The sequence below is a fragment of the Hydrotalea sp. GW822-HT8A01 genome, from assembly GCF_058798575.1.
In genome coordinates this window covers 2,430,885-2,449,885 of record NZ_CM179506.1, presented here as the reverse complement: position 1 = coordinate 2,449,885, position 19,001 = coordinate 2,430,885, and the positions used below count along the sequence as shown (strand labels likewise).

The 19,001-nt window shown below is 44.5% G+C and carries 22 protein-coding genes; 20 read left to right on the top strand and 2 right to left on the bottom strand.

Annotated elements, in window-relative coordinates; genetic code table 11:
• Positions 1–46 precede the first annotated feature (46 nt).
• Together mobB and mobA are read right to left on the bottom strand one after the other, a co-directional pair.
• Positions 47–1,360 carry a conjugal transfer protein MobB gene (gene mobB, locus AC3QLY_RS10890; protein WP_298939016.1) on the bottom strand — a complete coding sequence of 438 codons (1,314 nt, stop codon included), beginning with the start codon at positions 1,358–1,360 and terminating at the stop codon, positions 47–49.
• A complete protein-coding gene (gene mobA / locus AC3QLY_RS10885) occupies positions 1,357–1,800 on the bottom strand; it encodes a conjugal transfer protein MobA (protein WP_298939015.1) in 444 nt (147 codons plus the stop codon). The genes mobB and mobA overlap by 4 nt, the downstream gene beginning before the upstream one ends.
• A 664-nt stretch (positions 1,801–2,464) precedes the next feature.
• Here mobA and AC3QLY_RS10880 point away from each other — a divergent pair.
• The 20 genes from AC3QLY_RS10880 to AC3QLY_RS10785 all read left to right on the top strand — a co-directional run bounded on the left by AC3QLY_RS10880 (position 2,465) and on the right by AC3QLY_RS10785 (position 18,996).
• Positions 2,465–3,301, top strand: a complete 837-nt coding sequence (locus AC3QLY_RS10880; RefSeq protein ID WP_492989741.1) for a ParA family protein — start codon at positions 2,465–2,467, stop codon at positions 3,299–3,301.
• Between the two features lie 12 nt (positions 3,302–3,313).
• The gene (locus AC3QLY_RS10875) at positions 3,314–3,718 is read left to right on the top strand and encodes a DUF3408 domain-containing protein (RefSeq protein ID WP_298939012.1); all 405 of its coding nucleotides are present in this window, start codon (positions 3,314–3,316) and stop codon (positions 3,716–3,718) included.
• A gap of 13 nt (positions 3,719–3,731) precedes the next feature.
• Positions 3,732–4,022 (top strand): DUF3408 domain-containing protein, encoded by a 291-nt coding sequence (locus AC3QLY_RS10870; protein WP_326991498.1) that lies wholly within the window; start codon positions 3,732–3,734, stop codon positions 4,020–4,022.
• Positions 4,023–4,033: 11 nt separating this feature from the next.
• Positions 4,034–4,306, top strand: coding sequence for a DUF3408 domain-containing protein (locus tag AC3QLY_RS10865; RefSeq protein WP_298939010.1), 273 nt, complete (start codon positions 4,034–4,036; stop codon positions 4,304–4,306).
• Between the two features lie 2 nt (positions 4,307–4,308).
• Positions 4,309–4,941, top strand: a complete 633-nt coding sequence (locus AC3QLY_RS10860; RefSeq protein ID WP_326991496.1) for a conjugal transfer protein TraD — start codon at positions 4,309–4,311, stop codon at positions 4,939–4,941.
• Between the two features lie 38 nt (positions 4,942–4,979).
• Entirely contained in the window at positions 4,980–6,665 is a 1,686-nt protein-coding gene (locus AC3QLY_RS10855; protein WP_298939008.1) for a hypothetical protein, read from the top strand.
• Between the two features lie 28 nt (positions 6,666–6,693).
• Positions 6,694–7,812: a hypothetical protein gene (locus AC3QLY_RS10850; protein WP_298939007.1), complete on the top strand. Its 1,119-nt coding sequence runs from the start codon at positions 6,694–6,696 to the stop codon at positions 7,810–7,812.
• 26 nt (positions 7,813–7,838) lie between these two features.
• Positions 7,839–9,476 (top strand): hypothetical protein, encoded by a 1,638-nt coding sequence (locus tag AC3QLY_RS10845; RefSeq protein WP_298939006.1) that lies wholly within the window; start codon positions 7,839–7,841, stop codon positions 9,474–9,476.
• 219 nt (positions 9,477–9,695) lie between these two features.
• On the top strand, positions 9,696–10,001 hold the full coding sequence (locus AC3QLY_RS10840) for a DUF4134 domain-containing protein (protein WP_298939005.1): 306 nt from the start codon (positions 9,696–9,698) through the stop codon (positions 9,999–10,001).
• An 11-nt stretch (positions 10,002–10,012) separates the two neighbouring features.
• A complete protein-coding gene (locus AC3QLY_RS10835) occupies positions 10,013–10,345 on the top strand; it encodes a DUF4133 domain-containing protein (RefSeq protein ID WP_298939004.1) in 333 nt (110 codons plus the stop codon).
• Positions 10,342–12,849: a TraG family conjugative transposon ATPase gene (locus AC3QLY_RS10830; protein WP_298939003.1), complete on the top strand. Its 2,508-nt coding sequence runs from the start codon at positions 10,342–10,344 to the stop codon at positions 12,847–12,849. Before AC3QLY_RS10835 ends, AC3QLY_RS10830 begins: the two co-directional genes overlap by 4 nt.
• A gap of 22 nt (positions 12,850–12,871) precedes the next feature.
• Positions 12,872–13,087 (top strand): hypothetical protein, encoded by a 216-nt coding sequence (locus AC3QLY_RS10825; RefSeq protein ID WP_298939002.1) that lies wholly within the window; start codon positions 12,872–12,874, stop codon positions 13,085–13,087.
• A gap of 61 nt (positions 13,088–13,148) precedes the next feature.
• On the top strand, positions 13,149–13,781 hold the full coding sequence (locus tag AC3QLY_RS10820) for a DUF4141 domain-containing protein (RefSeq protein ID WP_326991495.1): 633 nt from the start codon (positions 13,149–13,151) through the stop codon (positions 13,779–13,781).
• A 3-nt stretch (positions 13,782–13,784) separates the two neighbouring features.
• Positions 13,785–14,780 (top strand): conjugative transposon protein TraJ, encoded by a 996-nt coding sequence (gene traJ, locus AC3QLY_RS10815; RefSeq protein ID WP_298939000.1) that lies wholly within the window; start codon positions 13,785–13,787, stop codon positions 14,778–14,780.
• A 15-nt stretch (positions 14,781–14,795) separates the two neighbouring features.
• Positions 14,796–15,419, top strand: a complete 624-nt coding sequence (gene traK, locus AC3QLY_RS10810; protein ID WP_326991494.1) for a conjugative transposon protein TraK — start codon at positions 14,796–14,798, stop codon at positions 15,417–15,419.
• A gap of 10 nt (positions 15,420–15,429) precedes the next feature.
• A complete protein-coding gene (locus tag AC3QLY_RS10805) occupies positions 15,430–15,855 on the top strand; it encodes a hypothetical protein (RefSeq protein ID WP_326991493.1) in 426 nt (141 codons plus the stop codon).
• 22 nt (positions 15,856–15,877) lie between these two features.
• The gene (locus AC3QLY_RS10800; RefSeq protein ID WP_326991492.1) at positions 15,878–16,162 is read left to right on the top strand and encodes a nitrogen regulatory IIA protein; all 285 of its coding nucleotides are present in this window, start codon (positions 15,878–15,880) and stop codon (positions 16,160–16,162) included.
• Positions 16,152–17,489, top strand: coding sequence for a conjugative transposon protein TraM (traM, locus tag AC3QLY_RS10795; protein ID WP_326991491.1), 1,338 nt, complete (start codon positions 16,152–16,154; stop codon positions 17,487–17,489). Before AC3QLY_RS10800 ends, traM begins: the two co-directional genes overlap by 11 nt.
• A gap of 29 nt (positions 17,490–17,518) precedes the next feature.
• Positions 17,519–18,421 carry a conjugative transposon protein TraN gene (gene traN, locus AC3QLY_RS10790; protein WP_298938995.1) on the top strand — a complete coding sequence of 301 codons (903 nt, stop codon included), beginning with the start codon at positions 17,519–17,521 and terminating at the stop codon, positions 18,419–18,421.
• 17 nt (positions 18,422–18,438) lie between these two features.
• The gene (locus AC3QLY_RS10785) at positions 18,439–18,996 is read left to right on the top strand and encodes a conjugal transfer protein TraO (RefSeq protein ID WP_298938994.1); all 558 of its coding nucleotides are present in this window, start codon (positions 18,439–18,441) and stop codon (positions 18,994–18,996) included.
• The last annotated feature ends 5 nt before the right edge of the window (positions 18,997–19,001 follow it).

The window sequence follows — 19,001 nt, the reverse complement described above, 5'->3', positions numbered from 1 at the left end:
TTGGCAATGGCAGGTCTGTTCAAAACAATTTTCTGCTCCTAAGTTGTTACTGTTTGCCCTGTCTTTTGCTTTTCTTCTTTTTCCTCATCCGGTTAGCAAAATCCTGTTCCTCGTAATCTTCTCCCTGGGCTTCAGGCAATAACCCACCTAACCCATCTATAAGTCCTAAGTCTTCATTGAGGTAGGCAGGCTGTTCTTCGTTCAGAAAATCAAAAAGCTCATGGGTTTCGTCTGACGCTTCCCCGACATTTTTACCAGTGGTTGGCAATGGCGTGTTGATCCTTGCATCGTCGGCGTCCTGACGATGTTCTGCAAACTGCTCTTTCCACCAATCGTTAAAAACATTGGCTGAAAGATCTGTATCCAGTTGTGATCCATTCCAAACCGTACGGCTTTCATGGTCTATGAACGTCATGCCATAAATGCGCCCCTCCCCGGTGCGTCGTACAACGGTGTTAATGCCTTGCTCCATCAGTTGCTTTTTAAAATCGGCCTCGGTGCCGGTAAGGTGCATTGCCGCTTCAATGGTATTTTTGAGGATGGCTTTTGCTGGATCAGTCTTCATTTTTTTCTTGGCCTCGATAAAATGCTGTTGCAACGTGTCCCATCCGGCATCTTTACCAAAAAGGGATGACTTAAAAGGGTTACTGGCTTTTTCTCCGTGTTCGTTCAGCGCAAAATACACGATGCCGTGCCTGGACTGTCCATGTAGTTCTCCCTTTACTTCTTCAGCGGTAATATTGAACATCGAAAGCAGGGCATTGTAGGCTCCAAGCGTTTGGTACTGGTAATACTTTGGCAGGTGCCGCACTACGGATGCGATCTGGCTCTTAATGTCCCCGGCATTATAATCAACCGGGCGGAATAGCTGATCATTGCCGGTGCGCTGTTTCTCTGTTGCAGGTATGAGGTTATACTTTTGCTCCAACGCCCTGCAAGCATCCATCGAGCGCAGCTTCTCAAATGTGTCGGGTATCTTCTTGCCGTACCGGTCAACACAGGTAGACACAATATGGATATGCGTGCGTTCAATGTCGGTGTGCTTAAAAACGACATAGGGCTGTTCTCCGTAGCCCATTCGCTCCATGTAGTCTTTGGCAATCTGCCTGAAATTTTCATCCGTTACTTTATCACCGGGATCGGGATTGAGCGATATATGCAATACGGGCTTTTCGGTTTTTTTATTTGCGATGAGGTAAGGTTCAAAAGAACGGTATAACTGAGCTACCGAATAGCTGCCATCCGGTGTTTCCATAATCCTTTGTGTTGCTAAAACCTTCCCGTTTTCCTTGTCTACTTTAAGCTGATTGTAAGAAAGTGCACCTGTCATATTTACACCATGACCAATTTTCGCTATCATTTCTCCCCGCTTTTGTTCAGGTGTTTGACTTCAAACTCCTTTGTTAGCTCCATAATATCCCGGCATAATTTTGCGAGTTCTGCCGTTTGTTTTTCCAGTTTAAAGAGATAAGCGGCGGCCTTCTTCTCCGAAAAATTGCGGTAAAGGATCTTCACGACCTGGTTATAATTAATCCCAACTGCCCTGAACTGGCCGAACAACGCGGTTAGTCTGGTATAATAATCCATTGCGGCCATATCTACTTTCACACTCTTTACCGGTTTATCAAACAGTAAAGAAGTAACAAATTGCGCCTTGTTATCTGCTCCAGAGGCTTCAAAGAGCGATAGGAATTTTGCATTTTCTTCGTCCGTCAAACGAAATACATAACGGTGGATGCTTGGGTTTGCTTTAGGATTACGACCACCTTTGTATTGTTTCTTTTTCTGCTGTTCATTCATAACTATATAATTTTTAAAACGAGCGTCAGCGAGCTGATCGTTCAGTAATCCAACAAAAACCCCGACTTCGGAGGGTGTTTTCCGGCCCCCTGCAAGGGCAAGTTGTTTTGAGGCACGGAACAGGTTCCGAGTGCCTCAAAACACAACTTGCTCTGTTCGGGTGAACAGAAAAATCCGCCCTGCGGGACGGATTAGATAAAGCAGAAAAAAACGGCTGCGAGCCGTTCCACCTGTTACCTGTATGTTGTAATGTTCTTTCCATTTACCCATAGCATTGGAGCTATTACAAAGTAAGGGCTGCTTTGTCAAAGCATTACAGTGCTCCACACTGCCAAAGACTGCCACTGAACGCCAATGACTACCACATTCTAAAATATAGCTGCCCGAGGTATTTTCTTTGTTTCAAAGTTGTACAGGAGCACTTACAGAAAAAAGTGCGGAAAAGAAAAAAACAAAATGTATGTGCTGTTTCAAGCACATACAGAAAACAGGAAAAGAACACAGGTTTAAAAATGCAGGGGTGTAAAAGTATAAAGTTTTAAAACCATAAAAACGTAAAAGCAGCAATGTTTACAGAAACAAACCTTTACGGGTTTTCAGATTTAAGCAAAAGCATATAACAGGGAAACTGTAAAAAAACACAACGGTACAGCAACCCGGAAAAATGGTAAAGCAGAAAAGCGGCAGTACAACTGCACAATTTATCAAATGGACAATTTTAAATTTTAGAAAAATGGAAACAGTAAAAAAAACTTTAAAAATCAGCTTCTCCACACAAAAAGGCGGCGTGGGAAAATCAACCATAACAACCCTGCTTGCCAGCTTGCTCCATTACCGGCTCGGATTTAATATAGTGGTACTGGACTGCGATTTTCCCCAGCACAGCCTAAGCAAAATGAGGGAAAGGGATCTGAAGACCGTTATGCAGAACGACTATCACAAAAAAGCTGCAATGAAACAATTCCAGGCTATCAATAAGAAAGCCTATCCCATTATCCGTTGCAGGGCAGATGAAGCGCTGGACAAAGCGTTGGAGTATGTGCAGCAATCGACGGCACACCCCGATATGATTTTTTTTGACTTGCCGGGAACGGCAAACACAAAGGGCGTGCTGACAACGCTGAAAGCAATGGACTTTATTTTTTCGCCGCTCACTGCGGACCGGTTTGTAGTGGAAAGTACGCTCGGATTTGCAAAAGCATTTCTCCAGCTTCCTGAAATTGAAAACGCCAATAAAGAGCAGGTATTCTGGTTGTTCTGGAACCAGGTGGACGGCAGGGAGAAGACGATGCTTTACGATGCTTACCAACAGGTGATCGGACAGCTTGGCCTTTCCATTATGGATACAAGAATTATGGACAGCAAGCGCTTCCGCAAGGAAACGGACGATACGGGCAACTACATCTTCCGTTCAAGCCTGCTTGCGGCAGAACCGGGCCTGCTGAAAATGACTAAAATGGATCTCTTTGTACAAGAGTTCTTAAAAATTGTTCATTCTTAAATCAGTTGTGATATGGATACAGATAACATAAAGAAAGGATTTGAGAAGCCCAACGTGGATGAGGATTACCTGATGAACATTATGAGCGGCGCTGAACCTGCTCCGGTAACAAAGACGGATAAGGATCAGGCGGAGCATAAAGAGCCTAAAGCCCGTGAAAAAACAAAGTCTGCTTCATCAAAGAAAATTGACTACGAAGATGTTTTCTTGACCAATCGTTACCCTTCCGGAAGAAATGGGAAAGTGGTATATATCAGACCGGAGTTTCACGAGCGGCTGCTGCGGATCGTTCAACTGGCAAGGGAGGATAAAACGACACTCTATTCCTACATAGACAATATTCTCGAATATCATTTCAGGGAATTTGGCAACGAGATAACGGATTATTTCAATGACAGGTATAAACCCATTTTATAGTAAAACAAAACCAATGAAAAAGAATATTAAAAACGCAAAGACCATACAGGCAGGTAATGGCTCCGTTAAAAAAGAAAGCTACGGAACCCAGTTCCTGAAACAGCACGCAATGGCGTGCCGGGGTGAAAAATCGATCTACATACGCCCCGAATACCATGAGCGTATCGTTAGGATTGTTCACGTCATTGGAGATGATAAAATCCCGTTGTACGCTTATCTGGACAATATACTTAAACATCATTTCGAGCAGTTCGAGCAGGCAATTACCAAGGATTTTAATGAAAAGTTTAAACCCATTTTTTAAAGTATTGGATCATGAAAAAGACAAATCAAAAACAAAGGAACACGTTACGCATTGCCGAATATCAATCGGCATTCTTAACACCTACCGGTTTTTTGGCAAAGGACGGGAAAACGGTATATGTCAGCCCGGAGTTCCACGAAAAACTGTCCCACATTGCATTTATACTTGGTGCGGGAAAAATTACCATTGCTGATTATCTGCATAGTGTTCTGAAGCACCACTTCCAGGATTTTGGCCAGGAAATAAAAACCATTTATAACGACAAGAACAAACCTATATTTTAGTTATGGAACTGCTGATTTTAATATGCCTGCTCATCGTCATTGTTCTGCTGGCGAAGGACAAAATTACCATTAAAAAAGTGGAGCGGAACAATCGGCAACAGCCTCCTGTAAATCCTGATTTACCGGAAATAATGGGCCAGCCAAAGCCGCCTGTACGACAAGCAGTGCCAAGTAATGCCACCCAACGCCATTTAGCTAAACCGAAGGTTACGGCTGATAATTTTGAAACAGAAACCAGTGAAAAGGGTTTCGCAAGGGAAATTCCGCAGGAAGAGCTGGATGAAGTTTTTGGGGACGGCCCCAACCTTGAAGAAGAGGAAGAAGAATGGAATGGATATGGTTATCCGAACGGCGATGACGGTTTTGCCACAGGGGTTACCTTCGACGAACTGAGTACCGTGGGGGCCTTGTTACAGCAAGAAGTGCTGGAACCGGCCTTGCAGCAAAAAGCGGTGGATATAGTTCAAAGGATACAGGGAACCGAACTATTCAGCCTTTTGGAAAACTCAATGGAAGGCGCTTCCCGAAAGATTGCAGTATTATTGGACAGGAGCCTGCCGACAGGAATGGATTCCGGTTCTTCCGATTTGCGGAAAAATGATCTGAGTGACTTTGACATTGGGGAGTTTGTCTGAAAAGACAGCTCCCTTTTGTTTTTCAAAATTAAAGGGAGATGGAAAGAACATTGCCAAGTATCCAAATTGAAGGAACGGAGTTTATTATAGATGTTCTCAGAGAAGAACTAAGGGAAAAGAATAATCCGCAAAATGTAATGCCCATAACTGATATGCGGTACACAGGAAATAACAATGGCTATTTCTTCTATTATGATTTGGGTACAAAAAATATTGTTGACGAAAGTAAGATCGTTGATCTTAGTTATATAGATGACTTTCCGAGGGTGGAAATACCCGAACTGACCCGCATTGACCCATTAGGTATGGCGGAGAAGTATAGGCGGCCATTGAAAGAGGTGATCGGAAAGTCCGATCTCGATCTGATGATTGCGCCGGGCAGCCCGCTCGACTTACGGTTAAATAAAGGCATCCTGCCCACGCTGGATATTGCGGGGCATACCTTTTATGTAGACCTGCAAATGTATAAACTCCGCCCAAAGGATGACTTCAGATCCAAAGGCATAGGCTTTGACCAAATACAGCAATATTATGATGACGAACGGCAAGCGTATGTAATACCTTATAATCCTGCTACACGAGAGTTTCAGCAGCACAATACTTCCGCCCTGACTGAACTCCCGAAAGATTTTATTATGGTACGGTTTCCCCATGCTGCCGAAATGGATGAACCGGGCTGGGCAAAAAAATACGGTTTCAGTCTCCCCAACTTCAAAAGCCTGGAGTCTTTCCAGATGCATCATGAAGCCCGCATCCTGCCCTGGGAGGAAACCGATGTGCCGATGCACATAAAGCGGAATACCGCCGAGCAATTAAGACCAAAAGAAGAATATGAAGTCAATGATATGCGTACGGATATCCCTTTTAGGCTACCCACCGATACGGCAAGGGCACTTCCAATACTCAACATACATGGGACGGAATTTATCGTGGATGTGAACCGTTTGGAGCTGCGGGAGAAAGCCAACCGGCAAAATGTTATTTCCTTTTTGGACATGCGGGAGCTTCCCGGTTCAGGATATGAGTTCCCTTACAGCCGAAAAAGTAAAGGCTTGCCCGGAATAGATCAATGGGATTATACCGTTGTCCAGATACCTGACTTCGTAGAGCTTGACCCGGCTGGTATGGCAAAAAAGCATGGCGTACCGGAAAGTGAAATACAGAATATGTCCGATTTTGATCTGATGGTAGATCAGACTGTCATTAATAAGCTGGAACAACAACAGATGTTGCCTACTATTGATATTGCGGGCCATACTTTTTATGTTGACCTTGCAAGGGACAGGCTCCGTCCCAAAGATGATATATGGTCACGCGGTATCATCTTCTCTGAACTTGAATATTACTACTCGCCGAAAAACGAAACATATACCATTCCCTATAATCAAAAAACACATACGTTCCAGGAAGTAAGTCTGAGCAGCAAAGAAATCCCGAAAGATGTAATCGTTGTCCAGATACCTCATGAAGATTGGCTGGACCCCATTTGGGCGAACCGGAGATACGGATTTAATGTAGTGGCCGGCCTTAAACAGAAAGGGCCGCAGTTACATTTTCAATCGAATATTATTCCGTGGGATCAGACCCGCTTTGCGGAGACCGTCAAAAGGAACAATAGCCAGCGGGTTAAGCCGGATCAAAAATCACCCATTATTTCTGTATCCAAGAAAAGCATCCCTGCGCATAACGTTCATAAGGTAAAGAAACGCGGGCGCAGCAGGTAGTCATTCAATTAAATTAAAACACACGAACATGGTTTCAAAAAATGATCCCGACTATATATTCGAGGAATATAAAGGACATACCATCGCCAGCCACAGGAACAATGTTGCTGAAAAGAACATCAATAACCTCATTATTGTTTATCGTACAGAAGACTTTCCCGAATACGGGTTTATAGTTGGTCTTGATGATTCCAAGCTGTCCGGGCGCAGGAAATCGTTTCCTCATAATATGGAAGACGCAAAAGGCTATATTGATTGGGTGGTTGAAGTGCGCCAGCAAAAAGAAGCGGCAAAAACAGAGCGGGAAAAACCAACGATGTTCATTGAAGGAACGGAATTTATCGTTGACGGGCTCAAAGATGAATTGCGGGAAAAAGCCAACCCGCAAAATGTGATGCGCGTAAAGGAAATGCAATATGTTGGTAACGGAAACGGATATACTTTTCATTATGATGTAAGTACCAAAAATTTTCCTACCAATGAAAGAAGAAGGGAACTGGCCTTTACAGATTCAACCGATCTGCAAATGGTGCAAATACCTGAGTTGACCAGCATTGACCCCATTGGTGTGGCCCAAAAATATAACCTGAGTTTGGAGGAGGTAAAAGGCAAGATCGACTTTGAGCTGACCATAGAGCCGGGCAGCCTGCTGGACCTGCGCTGGAATAAGGGCGTGTTGCCTACACTGGATATTGAAGGGCATACCTTTTATGTGGATCTACAGATGGATATGCTGCGCCCAAAAGATGATTTTAGTTCCAAAGGCATCGTGTTCTCCGAAATCGAGAAATTCTATGATCATGATACGCAACGCTACTTTATTCCATACCACCCGAAAGCACATGAGTTCCGGGACATAGATTACGAAACGATCACGCAAATTCCCAAAGACCTAATGGTTGTCTCCTTCCCGAACGAAGCCATACTTGACCCTGTTGGGTGGAACAAAAAGCATGGCTTTGACCTGATCGATGAAATGAAAGAACCGGGATTACGGATGAACTTTAAAGCCGTTACTGAAACCTGGGAACATATTTATGTACCTGAAAGGATCAAAGAGAATCTGGATAAGCTGCAAAAGGAGTCGAAAAAGGAAAAACCGGATCATACGGTTGACAAATCCCGAAAACGCGGGCGCAAGATGTAGCAACTGATGTATTAAAAAATGAAAAAATGAAAAATGACAAGCCAACGGTGATCATTGAGGGCACGGAGTTTCTCTTTGACATTGACAAAATAGTCCTTTCAGAAAAGGCAAATCCAGGCAACCGGATTTACTTTTCATCTATGCGGAATTATGAGACGCACTATGAGTTTGATTACAGCGGGGTTTCCAAAAAATTCCATGTTTTGCATTCTCCTTATCTGCGGAACAAACCTGTTGTTTTAGGCAAACCCGAAACGGCGCCCGCAGGTGATCCGCTTATTACCGTTAAGATACCCTGCATTGGTGAGATTGATCCGGACGGCATGTGCCGCAAATACGGGTGCACATTGAAAGATATTTCGGAAAAAACCGATTTTGAGATTATGGTAGACCAGGACATTTTTGGCAGAAGGATGGACGGTATTCCTGTAACCATAGACCTCGCCGGGAAAAGATTTGAAATTGATGTAGCTGGCAACGCATTACGTCCGCAGGATGGCAACGGGGAAACCATTTACCTGAACGCGCTGTATGATTACTTTTCCATAGACCGTGAATCGTATCGCCTGTTTTACAACACATCAACCTCCAGGGTTGAAGATCCGTTCAGGGATGGTACTATTGACAAAAACACTGACCGTTTGATCCTGGAGGTTCCCAGTCTATCCGACCTTGACCCCATCGGCACCAATTTGGGGTACGGGAATGATCCCCGCTATGGATTGATGTACAGGACGCTTACCATGCATTATGATCCGCAGACCATTCCCTATGAAGAATATATCAACACCTTGAAAAGCGAGCACCATTGGGCACTTCATAACCTGAATACCAAACCTTCAAAACCGGACCTGCCTACAGTGGATATAGAAGGAACAGCCTTCGTTGTTGATGTGAGCAAATTTGAACTTCGGGAAAAAGCCAATGAAGGCAATGTAATTTCCTTTAAAGATATGACAGACTTTGGTGAAGGGTATTCTTTTGAATACAACAGGAAAACTAAGAATATTCCCGATGTATTTGAGAAAAGCGATGTATTGATAGAGATACCGGAATTTGTGGGGCTTGATCCCGTTGGTATGGCACAAAAGTATGGCCTCACCGTGGATGAGGTAAAGACTAAAACTGATTTTGAACTGATGGTGGATCAGTATGCTTTTGACCTGCGGTTGAATAAAGGAAGGCTACCTACTGTTGATATTGCCGGTCATCTTTTTTATGTGGACATACGTATGGATATGCTGCGGCCAAAAGATGATTTTTTATCTAATGGAATAGTGTTCGATGAAATCGATCATTATTTTTCTGAAGACAGGAACGCCTACCTGATACCCTACGATCCAAAGAAACATGAATTTAGGGAACTGGATTACGATAAGATCACTGACTTTCCAAAAGACCTGATAGCGGTTCAGTTCCCATTCCAGAAAGACCTTGATCCTATTGGGTGGAACAGGCACGGTGGTTGGGATATAAAAGACGACTTAAAAAAGATCGGCGTAAAATCCCATTTCATCGCTCAAACAATTCCGTGGCAGCAAACATACTTGCCGGAAATTATAAAGGAGAACCTGAAAAGGCAACAAAAGCAGGCGAAAAAACAAAAACCGATGATCAAACCGCCAGTAAATAAATCGCAAAAAGGTAAAGGTCGAAAGATGTAGATCGACTAAAAAACTGCTGCTTATTGTACTTCATTTTCAAGTGTCAGGATTGTAGAATCCTGACACTTTTTTTATGCCCCGAAACCTCATCACAAAGCCACCTACTGCCAAGTAATTCCACTGAAAGACACATCGTTAGAGCGCTTCAATTTCCATGACATTTTTGTTCCGAAGCCCGCATGAAGCGGGAAAGTAGTAACAAAATAATTCAGTTCAAACATGGAAAAGCAAAGAAAAAAAGTGTGGCTGACAGGCGCTGCATTGCTGTCAGCATTTGGTGTATTCGCTCAAGGAAATGGAGGTGCGGGCATCAACGAGGCCACACAAATGGTGACCTCTTATTTTGACCCGGCTACCAAATTAATTTATGCCATTGGAGCCGTCGTTGGGTTAATCGGAGGTGTTAAGGTGTACAACAAATTCAGCAGTGGCGATCCCGACACGAGCAAGACTGCGGCAAGCTGGTTCGGTGCGTGCATCTTCCTTATTGTGGCTGCTACCATCCTTCGTTCATTCTTCCTTTAATCCGACGCCCTATGAGTAAATACAATATCAATAAAGGCATCGGAAGAACAGTTGAGTTCAACGGATTGAAGGCGCAGTACCTGTTCATTTTTGCAGGTGGATTGCTCGGTGTGCTGATCCTTGTGATGGTGATGTATATGGCTGGGGTGAACTCCTATATCTGCCTGCTTATTGGAGCCGGTGGTGCATCGCTCATTATCTGGCAAACATTTGCGCTCAATGGTAAGTACGGTGAGCACGGATTAATGAAGCTCGGTGCAAGAAAAAGACATCCGAAGTACATCGTCTGTCGCAAGCCTGCACATCGCTACCTGAAGTTAACCCATAAATCCAGTGCCGTATGAGAAACACCGCAAAGACCACGACACTGGAAAGTAAGTTTCCGCTGTTCGCAGTGGAGAACCATTGCATCATCTCCAAGGATGCAGATATAACGGCATGTTTTCGGGTACATCTGCCGGAACTGTTCACCGTAGCTGCACCGGAATATGATGCCATCCATTCGGCATGGCACAAGGCGATCAAAACATTGCCGGACTTTTCCATTATCCACAAGCAAGATTGGTATATCAGAGAGAACTACGATCCCGACATTGCGCAGGAGAACCAGAGCTTTCTTGCAAAATCTTATCAGCGCCATTTTAATGAGCGCCCGTTCCTGAACCATTATTGCTACCTGTTCCTGACCAAGACAACAAAGGAACGAATGCGGATGCAAAGCAATTTCAGCTCGCTTTGTAAAGGTGTTCTTATCCCCAAAGAAATCAGGGACAGGGAAACCGTTCGCCGTTTTATGGAGGCGGTCGCTCAGTTTGAGCGGATCGTGAACGATAGCGGGTTTGTGAAACTGGAACGCCTTAGCGAAGAAGACATCATTGGTGCGCCGCAAAGCCTGGGATTACTGGAGCAATATCTTACCCTGTCAAGGGAAGCGGGGACAGCTATGCAGGATATCGGCCTGGGAAATGAGGAAGTACGTGTAGGCAATAAACGTTTAAGTCTGCATACCTTATCTGATACGGACGACCTTCCCGGAACGGTATCGGCAAATACCCGATACGAAAAACTTTCAACAGACAGGAGCGACTGCCTTTTATCCTTTGCATCGCCTGTAGGGTTGCTGCTTAACTGTAATCACATTTACAATCAGTATCTGTTTTTAGATAACAGCGAAGAGAACCTGCGCAAGTTTGAAAAGTCCGCACGCAATATGCACTCCCTGGCAAGGTACAGTCGTGCCAACCAGATCAACAAAGAGTGGATCGAGCGTTATCTCAATGAAGCGCACAGCTATGGGCTTTCCTCTATCCGGGCACACTTCAACGTGATGGCCTGGTCAGACGATCCGCATGAGCTGAAGCACCTGAAGAACGACACGGGCAGTGCACTGGCATTGATGGAATGCAAGCCACGGCATAACACCACAGACGTTGCCACGCTGTATTGGGCAGCGATGCCGGGAAATGCAGGGGATTTCCCGGCAGAGGAAAGTTTTTATACGTTCATTGAACCGGCATTGTGCTTCTTCACCGAAGAAACTAATTACCAGAGTTCACCCTCACCCTTCGGTATTAAGATGGCCGACAGGCTTACAGGCAAGCCTATTCATCTGGATATTTCAGATCTGCCCATGAAGCGTGGCATCATTACGAACCGCAATAAGTTCATATTAGGTCCGTCGGGTTCAGGCAAGTCTTTTTTTACCAACCACATGGTACGACAGTATTACGAACAGGGCGCTCACGTTCTGCTCGTGGATACCGGTAACAGTTACCAGGGACTCTGCGAACTCATTAAGGGAAAAACCAAAGGACAAGACGGTGTGTATTTCACGTACACTGAGGATAACCCGATTGCTTTTAATCCCTTCTTCACAGACGATGGTGTGTTCGATATTGAAAAAAGGGAAAGCATCAAAACACTCATTCTTACCCTTTGGAAACGTGACGACGAACCCCCGAAACGCTCCGAGGAAGTAGCGTTATCCAACGCTGTGAGCGGTTATATCGAACGCATCAAACAGCATGAGGATTATCCTTCCTTTAACGGCTTCTATGAATACGTACAGAGCGACTACCGGGAAGTGCTGGAAGAAAAGAAAGTAAGGGAAAAAGACTTTGATCTTGCCAACTTCCTCAACGTGCTGGAACCGTATTACAAAGGCGGCGAGTATGATTACTTACTCAACTCTGATAAGCAACTCGACCTGCTTTCCAAGCGCTTTATAGTCTTTGAAATTGACGCGATCAAGGATCACAAAATTTTGTTCCCCATCGTAACGATCATCATAATGGAGGTCTTCATCAACAAGATGCGCAGGCTAAAAGGTGTGCGTAAACTCATTTTGATCGAAGAAGCGTGGAAGGCCATTGCGAAAGAGGGAATGGCGGAGTATATAAAATATTTATTCAAAACCGTCCGGAAATTTTTTGGCGAGGCTATCGTCGTGACACAAGAAGTCGATGATATTATCCAATCTCCCATCGTAAAGGAAAGCATCATCAATAATAGCGACTGCAAAATTTTATTAGACCAGCGCAAATACATGAACAAATTCGATGACATCCAGGCAATGCTTGGCCTCACCGAAAAAGAAAAATCCCAGATCCTTTCGATCAATATGAACAATGATGCCAGCAGGCTTTACAAGGAAGTCTGGATCGGGCTGGGCGGTACGCACTCGGCTGTATATGCCACCGAAGTTAGCCTGGAAGAGTACCTGGCCTATACCACAGAGGAGTCGGAAAAAATGGAAGTGATGCAACTCGCCCATGAACTGGATGGCAATGTGGAAATGGCTATCAAACGCATTGCTCTTCAGAGGCGTGAAAAAGCAGACAACTATTAACCCATTTTAAAAAACTGGAAAGATGGAAAAAGAAAAAATCACACTGCCCATAGGGGGCAACAAGGCTTTAATATTTGAAGCCGATCCCGCAAACAAGGAGGATCAAGATTTTGCAAAACTATGTAAGGATGTTGCAGCCACCAAGCCTCAAAGCCTACAGGATTTTTTTATCCGGCTCAATGATCTGCAACAGAAACAATCCACTGGAGTCGGCAGAAAAACGGGCAGGAAGATATAATGCCTTCCACCTGAAGGAGACAAGAAAAATAATTATTAATCATTTTAAAAATCAGGAAACAATGAAAAAGATCATGTTAGTAGTGTGTACGGCAATCATGCTTGCCGTAGCACCTTGTGCAAAAGCGCAATGGGTCGTGACCGATCCCGGAAATCTTATATCCGGTATTCTCAATAGTGCCAATGAAATTGTACAGACTTCATCCACGGTGTCTAATGTGGTGAAAAACTTCAACGAGGTAAAGAAAGTGTACGACCAGGGCAAGGAATATTACGACAAACTCAAAGCCGTGAACAATCTTGTCAAAGATGCACGTAAGGTGCAGCAGACTGTTTTACTTGTAGGTGATGTTTCCGAAATGTATGTAAAGAATTTTGGAAAGATGATGAACGATCCCAATTTCACACCACAGGAGCTTTCGGCAATTGCTAATGGCTATTCCACATTGCTGAACGAAAGCACCGAACTGTTAAAGGAGTTGAAGCAGATTGTTTCCTCCAACGGCCTCTCACTGAACGACAAGGAGCGCATGGACATCATTGACCGTGTGTACAAAGAAGTTAAGGACTATCATAATCTTGTCCGCTACTATACCAACAAGAATATTTCTGTGAGCATTCTGCGGGCAAAAAAACAGAACAACACCAAAAGAGTGCTGGAGCTATATGGTACTGCTGAACAAAAATACTGGTAAGCTATGGAATGGGAAAATCTTCATCAACTCCTGCGCTCGCTGTACGATGAGATGGTGCCATTATCAGCAGACATGGCGGCAGTGGCAAAAGGTATAGCCGGGTTAGGCGCGTTATTCTATGTGGCTTTAAAGGTATGGCAGGCACTCAGTCGGGCAGAACCGATAGACGTGTTTCCTCTTTTAAGACCTTTTGCCATCGGGCTTTGCATAATGTTCTTCCCAACCATTGTGTTGGGGACTATCAATGCGGTATTAAGCCCGGTGGTGAAAGGCACAAATGCTATGCTGCAAAATCAGGTACTTGACCTGAACAAGCTGCAAGAACAAAAAGACCTGCTGGAAAGGGAGGCAATGCTTCGTAATCCCGAAACAGCCTATCTGGTATCGGACGAAGAGTTTGATAAAAAGCTGGACGAGCTGGGTTGGTCACCTTCCGACCTGGTAACGATGTCGGGCATGTACATGGAAAGAGGAATGTACGATCTAAAGAAAAGTATCCGCGACTGGTTCCGGGAACTGCTCGAAATGCTTTTTCAGGCGGCGGCATTGGTCATTGACACGATACGAACGTTCTTCCTGATCGTGCTTTCAATACTGGGGCCGATAGCTTTTGCCATATCGGTGTGGGATGGCTTCCAGTCCACGCTTACGCAATGGCTCACGCGATACATCAGTGTATATCTGTGGTTGCCCATCGCCGATATGTTTAGCTCTATGCTCGCCAAAATCCAGTCGCTTATCCTGGAGCGGGACATCGAGATGCTGGCTGATCCCACCTACATACCTGATACCTCCAATACGGTGTATGTGATATTCATGCTGATTGGCATTGTCGGCTACTTCACCATTCCAACAGTAGCGGGTTGGGTCATTCAGGCAGGAGGCGCAGGGAACTTTATGCGCAATGTCAACCAGACCGCATCGAAAACAGGAAATATCGCAGGTGCCGGTACCGGAGCTGTGGCAGGCAATATCGGTGGCAGGCTATTGAACAAATAATAATCATTAATAGAAATGGAATTTAAGACTTTAAGAAACATCGAAAACAGTTTCAGGCAAATAAGGCTATATGCCATTGTATTTGCCGTACTCTGCATCAGCGTGGTGGGATATGCCGTTTGGCAATCCTACCGCTTTGCGGAGCAACAAAGGCAAAAAGTTTATGTGCTTGACAACGGCAAATCATTGATGCTGGCACTCTCGCAGGACGCAAGTATTAACAGGCCGGTAGAAGCCCGTGAGCATGTACGTCGCTTTCATGAACTGTTCTTTACGCTGGCACCGGACAAAAATGCCATCGAAAGCAATATGAAGCGGGCGTTCAACCTTGCCGACAAAAGCGCCTTTGATTATTACAAGGATCTTTCGGAAAAAGGTTACTACAACCGGATCATATCCGGCAACGTACAGCAACGCATCGAAGTGGACAGTGTAGTCTGCAATTTTGACAACTATCCCTATGCCGTAAGAACTTATGCCAAACAGTTTATCATCCGTTCAAGCAATGTAACAAGGCGCAGCCTGGTTACCGCCTGCTATCTGGTCAACTCTGTTCGATCCGACAACAACCCGCAGGGCTTTAATATCGAAAAGTTTGCTGTGTTGGAAAACAAAGACGTGGAGGTCATAGACCGCTAAAATCAATATTATGGAAGCATTATCAGATTTGAACACGTTTGCGAAAATCCTTACTGACAAAGGATATGACGGTTATTTCCATACGCAGGGTGCGTATGCCGGAAAGCTGAAAGAAAGTATTGGCGAATACCTGGACAACTGCCGCAATGGTGTAGAGGGTGTAGCTAAGCCTGTATTGTTATTGACGGGATACCTGCAATGGTCGGGTGAAGACAAACCGCGAATTGAATGCAGCATGTGGGTAAAATACCAGAACGGAAAATTTAACCTCCAAAAAATGGAGGTCACGAAAAAAGATCGTTTTGGTCAACTGCTGAAAAAAACAGAATTAAATAACCTGTCTACGATTGGCGCACCCAGATCAAAAGAGGCTATTGCTATGGTCAGTGATGCGGCCATACAAAACGTTGTTTCCCGCACCGGGCGAAGGCTATAAAAATCGCAACAAAAATTATGGAATGAAAAATTTAAGAACAATCATCAATAACCGGATCGACAAGCTCGATGAACGGTGGCGTGCATTGCCCTGGAAAAAACAGCACCGATATATGTTGTTGCTCTTTGCCGGTTATGCGTTACTGTCTGTCATCGTCATCGTGAAAGTATGTTATGACGTTGGCAAACCCAACGAGGGAATGAGCATCGAGCATATTGAGAACCCGGTTATCAAACAAAAAAAGTCCTCGGTTCCATCGCAGGACAGTATTTCAAAAATTCTTAAAAATAAAATGTATGAAAGATAACGAAAACAAAAGAGTGAGTTTTCTGGTCGAGGAAGATGACCAGAAAACCGGTACAGATGCACCCAATGAGCGTGTGCATAAAAAGGCTGAAAAACTTAAAAAGCCGATCATTTTTATCCTGATGGGTATTGTGTTTTTCGGTTGCATGTACCTGATCTTCAAACCTTCTTCTGACAAGAAAAAAGTAGAGGATATCGGTTTAAACGATGCCGTGCCGCAAGCCACCGATGCAGGACTTCAATCTGATAAACAAAAGGCTTACGAACAGGAAATGCTCGAAAAGAAAATGCAGGAAAAACGTGATGCACTGACCTCGCTTTCTGACTACTGGAGCACTGACAGTGCAACTGATGAGCAGATGGAGCAGCCGGAGGAAGGCATTGGAGAAGACACTGGCTACGAAGATGGCAAAAAAAGGTCGGGTAATCCTGCCCTGAATAGTTACCGCAATGCGCAGAGTACCCTGAGCTCATTCTATCAGGATAACAACTACGAGACACAGGAACTGCGAAAGCAGGTTGAAGAACTGAAGGAACAACTGGCAGAAAAAAATGTACCTCCGACCTCTACGGTACAGGATCAACTGGCCCTGATGGAAAAATCTTACGAGATGGCTTCACGCTATCTGCCTTCAGGTATGAATAATCCTGCACAGTCAGCCAAAGGCGATTCCGCAACTGCGGCATCGTCCCAGGCCACGCAAAAGGAACACTTTGCAGCATTCACCCCGAGCCGAAAAAATGCTGTTTCCGCCCTTTACCGTGAGCCGACCGACAGTGCTTTTCTTGCAAGCTGGAATGAAACCCGGAACCGGGGTTTTTATACGGCGGGTGTTTCGGAGCAGGTGATACAGCCTAAAAACAGCATCAGGGCGGTGGTACAGGAAACACAGACCATTATGGAGGACAGTGATGTGAAACTACGCTTGTTGGAACCTGCCCATATCACAAATAGGATTATTCCGCAGGGAACTACCATAACAGCCAGAGCCAAGTTTGGGAGCAATCGCCTCCAACTAAAAGTTACTTCTATTGAATTAGATGGCTATTTCATGCCTGTAGATATTACGGTATATGGTCTTGACGGGCAGCAGGGATTAAGTGTACCATATTCTCCCGAAATGAACGCCTTAACGCAAATCGCCTCCAACATGAGCCAGACTTCAGGCACCAGCATTATGATGACTCGTTCGGCAGGGCAGCAAATGGCGGGTGACTTGAGCCGTGGCGTGGTACAGGGCATATCCGGCTATTTTTCCAAAAAAGTGAAAACACCAAAAGTAACCGTCAAGGCAGGCCATCAACTTTTCCTTGTTTCAAAAAACTAATTGTTCAACACTAAATAAATAAGTAAGAAATGAAAACATTGTTTAAAAGTATATTGGTTTTGACCTGTATTGTCGCAGGCCATTTCCACTCGTATGCACAGCAGGCTGCAACTACTACAACCAAATTAAATATGGGTAAGGTGGAACCTTACCAGATGGAGGTCACCTATAACAAAACTTCTCACCTGATCTTCCCTGCGGCTATCCGGTATGTGGACTTGGGTAGTGAGTATCTCATTGCCGGTAAAGCGGAGGATGCCGAAAATGTCTTGCGTGTAAAAGCATCTGTGAGAGATTTTGATGAAGAAACTAATTTTTCGGTGATCACCGATGACGGTCGTTTTTACAACTTCAATGTTTTTTACAGCCCAAATCCCCCAACAATGAACTACGACCTGCTTACGATGCAGAAGATGTCCAGCAGGGAAAATAGTAATGACGTGCTTTTTGAAGAACTTGGAAAGAACCCGCCTTCGCTTGCCGGACTGATATTAGAAACAGTCTACAAAAAGAACAAAAGAATCGTTAAGCATATTGGCTCAAAAAGCTATGGCATCCAGTTTTTGTTAAAGGGCATATACGTTCATAACGGGAAGTTTTATTTCCACACCGAATTGAGGAACAAAAGCAACGTTCCTTTCAATATTGACTTCGTGAACTTCAAGGTAGTTGATAAAAAAGTAGCCAGGCGCACGGTGGTACAGGAAAAACCGATGGTGCCGCTTCGGTTGTATAAACCACTGGATGAAATCGCCGGTAACACCGTTGAGCAAAACGTATTCCTGCTGGACCAATTTACCATTGCCGATGACAAGGTATTGGTTATCGAAATCTTTGAAAAGAACGGCGGCAGGCAGCAAACCTTACAGGTAGAAAATTCCGACCTGGTAAACGCAAAGCAAATAAAGGATATGCACCTAAAGATTAATTAATCCAAACAGAAAGAACAATGAGAATATACATTTTTGCCGTAATGCTTGCGATGTTAAGCATTACGGCTGTACAGGCACAGCGTATGCTTCCCAAACAAAAGGGGGTGGAAATTAACGCAGGTTTATTGTCCAAAGAAGTAAGCGACAATTATTATCTGAATATCATGCTTACTGTAAACGGAAAGAATGGCAATTACTGGCTGTGGGGTGCGGAGTACACACATCAGGTTGCCGATTACAGGGATTTGCAGATACCATTGGAAGCCTATACGGGCGAGGTGGATTATAGTCTTCAGTTATTGGGCGATGCAAGAAAGACCATTACGCTGAATGCAGGACTCAGCGCCATTGCAGGCTACGAAACCATCAACCGTAGTAAGACAATGCTTTATGACGGTTCAATAATTCTCGATAAAAACAACTTTATCTACGGAGCCGGAGGGCGGTTGTCTTTTGAAACCTATCTGTCCGACAGGTTTGTCCTACTCCTGCAAGGTCGTACCAAAGTAGTTTGGGGTACGGATTTAAAACAGTTTCGTCCATCGGCAGGTGTTGGACTAAGGTTTAACTTTTAAAAAGA

Coding starts and splice junctions, on each gene's coding strand:
- mobB (WP_298939016.1), bottom strand. CDS start 1,360: ATGATAGCGAAAATTGGTCATGGTGTAAATATGACAGGTGCACTTTCT.
- mobA (WP_298939015.1), bottom strand. CDS start 1,800: ATGAATGAACAGCAGAAAAAGAAACAATACAAAGGTGGTCGTAATCCT.
- AC3QLY_RS10880 (WP_492989741.1), top strand. CDS start 2,465: ATGGTAAAGCAGAAAAGCGGCAGTACAACTGCACAATTTATCAAATGG.
- AC3QLY_RS10875 (WP_298939012.1), top strand. CDS start 3,314: ATGGATACAGATAACATAAAGAAAGGATTTGAGAAGCCCAACGTGGAT.
- AC3QLY_RS10870 (WP_326991498.1), top strand. CDS start 3,732: ATGAAAAAGAATATTAAAAACGCAAAGACCATACAGGCAGGTAATGGC.
- AC3QLY_RS10865 (WP_298939010.1), top strand. CDS start 4,034: ATGAAAAAGACAAATCAAAAACAAAGGAACACGTTACGCATTGCCGAA.
- AC3QLY_RS10860 (WP_326991496.1), top strand. CDS start 4,309: ATGGAACTGCTGATTTTAATATGCCTGCTCATCGTCATTGTTCTGCTG.
- AC3QLY_RS10855 (WP_298939008.1), top strand. CDS start 4,980: ATGGAAAGAACATTGCCAAGTATCCAAATTGAAGGAACGGAGTTTATT.
- AC3QLY_RS10850 (WP_298939007.1), top strand. CDS start 6,694: ATGGTTTCAAAAAATGATCCCGACTATATATTCGAGGAATATAAAGGA.
- AC3QLY_RS10845 (WP_298939006.1), top strand. CDS start 7,839: ATGAAAAATGACAAGCCAACGGTGATCATTGAGGGCACGGAGTTTCTC.
- AC3QLY_RS10840 (WP_298939005.1), top strand. CDS start 9,696: ATGGAAAAGCAAAGAAAAAAAGTGTGGCTGACAGGCGCTGCATTGCTG.
- AC3QLY_RS10835 (WP_298939004.1), top strand. CDS start 10,013: ATGAGTAAATACAATATCAATAAAGGCATCGGAAGAACAGTTGAGTTC.
- AC3QLY_RS10830 (WP_298939003.1), top strand. CDS start 10,342: ATGAGAAACACCGCAAAGACCACGACACTGGAAAGTAAGTTTCCGCTG.
- AC3QLY_RS10825 (WP_298939002.1), top strand. CDS start 12,872: ATGGAAAAAGAAAAAATCACACTGCCCATAGGGGGCAACAAGGCTTTA.
- AC3QLY_RS10820 (WP_326991495.1), top strand. CDS start 13,149: ATGAAAAAGATCATGTTAGTAGTGTGTACGGCAATCATGCTTGCCGTA.
- traJ (WP_298939000.1), top strand. CDS start 13,785: ATGGAATGGGAAAATCTTCATCAACTCCTGCGCTCGCTGTACGATGAG.
- traK (WP_326991494.1), top strand. CDS start 14,796: ATGGAATTTAAGACTTTAAGAAACATCGAAAACAGTTTCAGGCAAATA.
- AC3QLY_RS10805 (WP_326991493.1), top strand. CDS start 15,430: ATGGAAGCATTATCAGATTTGAACACGTTTGCGAAAATCCTTACTGAC.
- AC3QLY_RS10800 (WP_326991492.1), top strand. CDS start 15,878: ATGAAAAATTTAAGAACAATCATCAATAACCGGATCGACAAGCTCGAT.
- traM (WP_326991491.1), top strand. CDS start 16,152: ATGAAAGATAACGAAAACAAAAGAGTGAGTTTTCTGGTCGAGGAAGAT.
- traN (WP_298938995.1), top strand. CDS start 17,519: ATGAAAACATTGTTTAAAAGTATATTGGTTTTGACCTGTATTGTCGCA.
- AC3QLY_RS10785 (WP_298938994.1), top strand. CDS start 18,439: ATGAGAATATACATTTTTGCCGTAATGCTTGCGATGTTAAGCATTACG.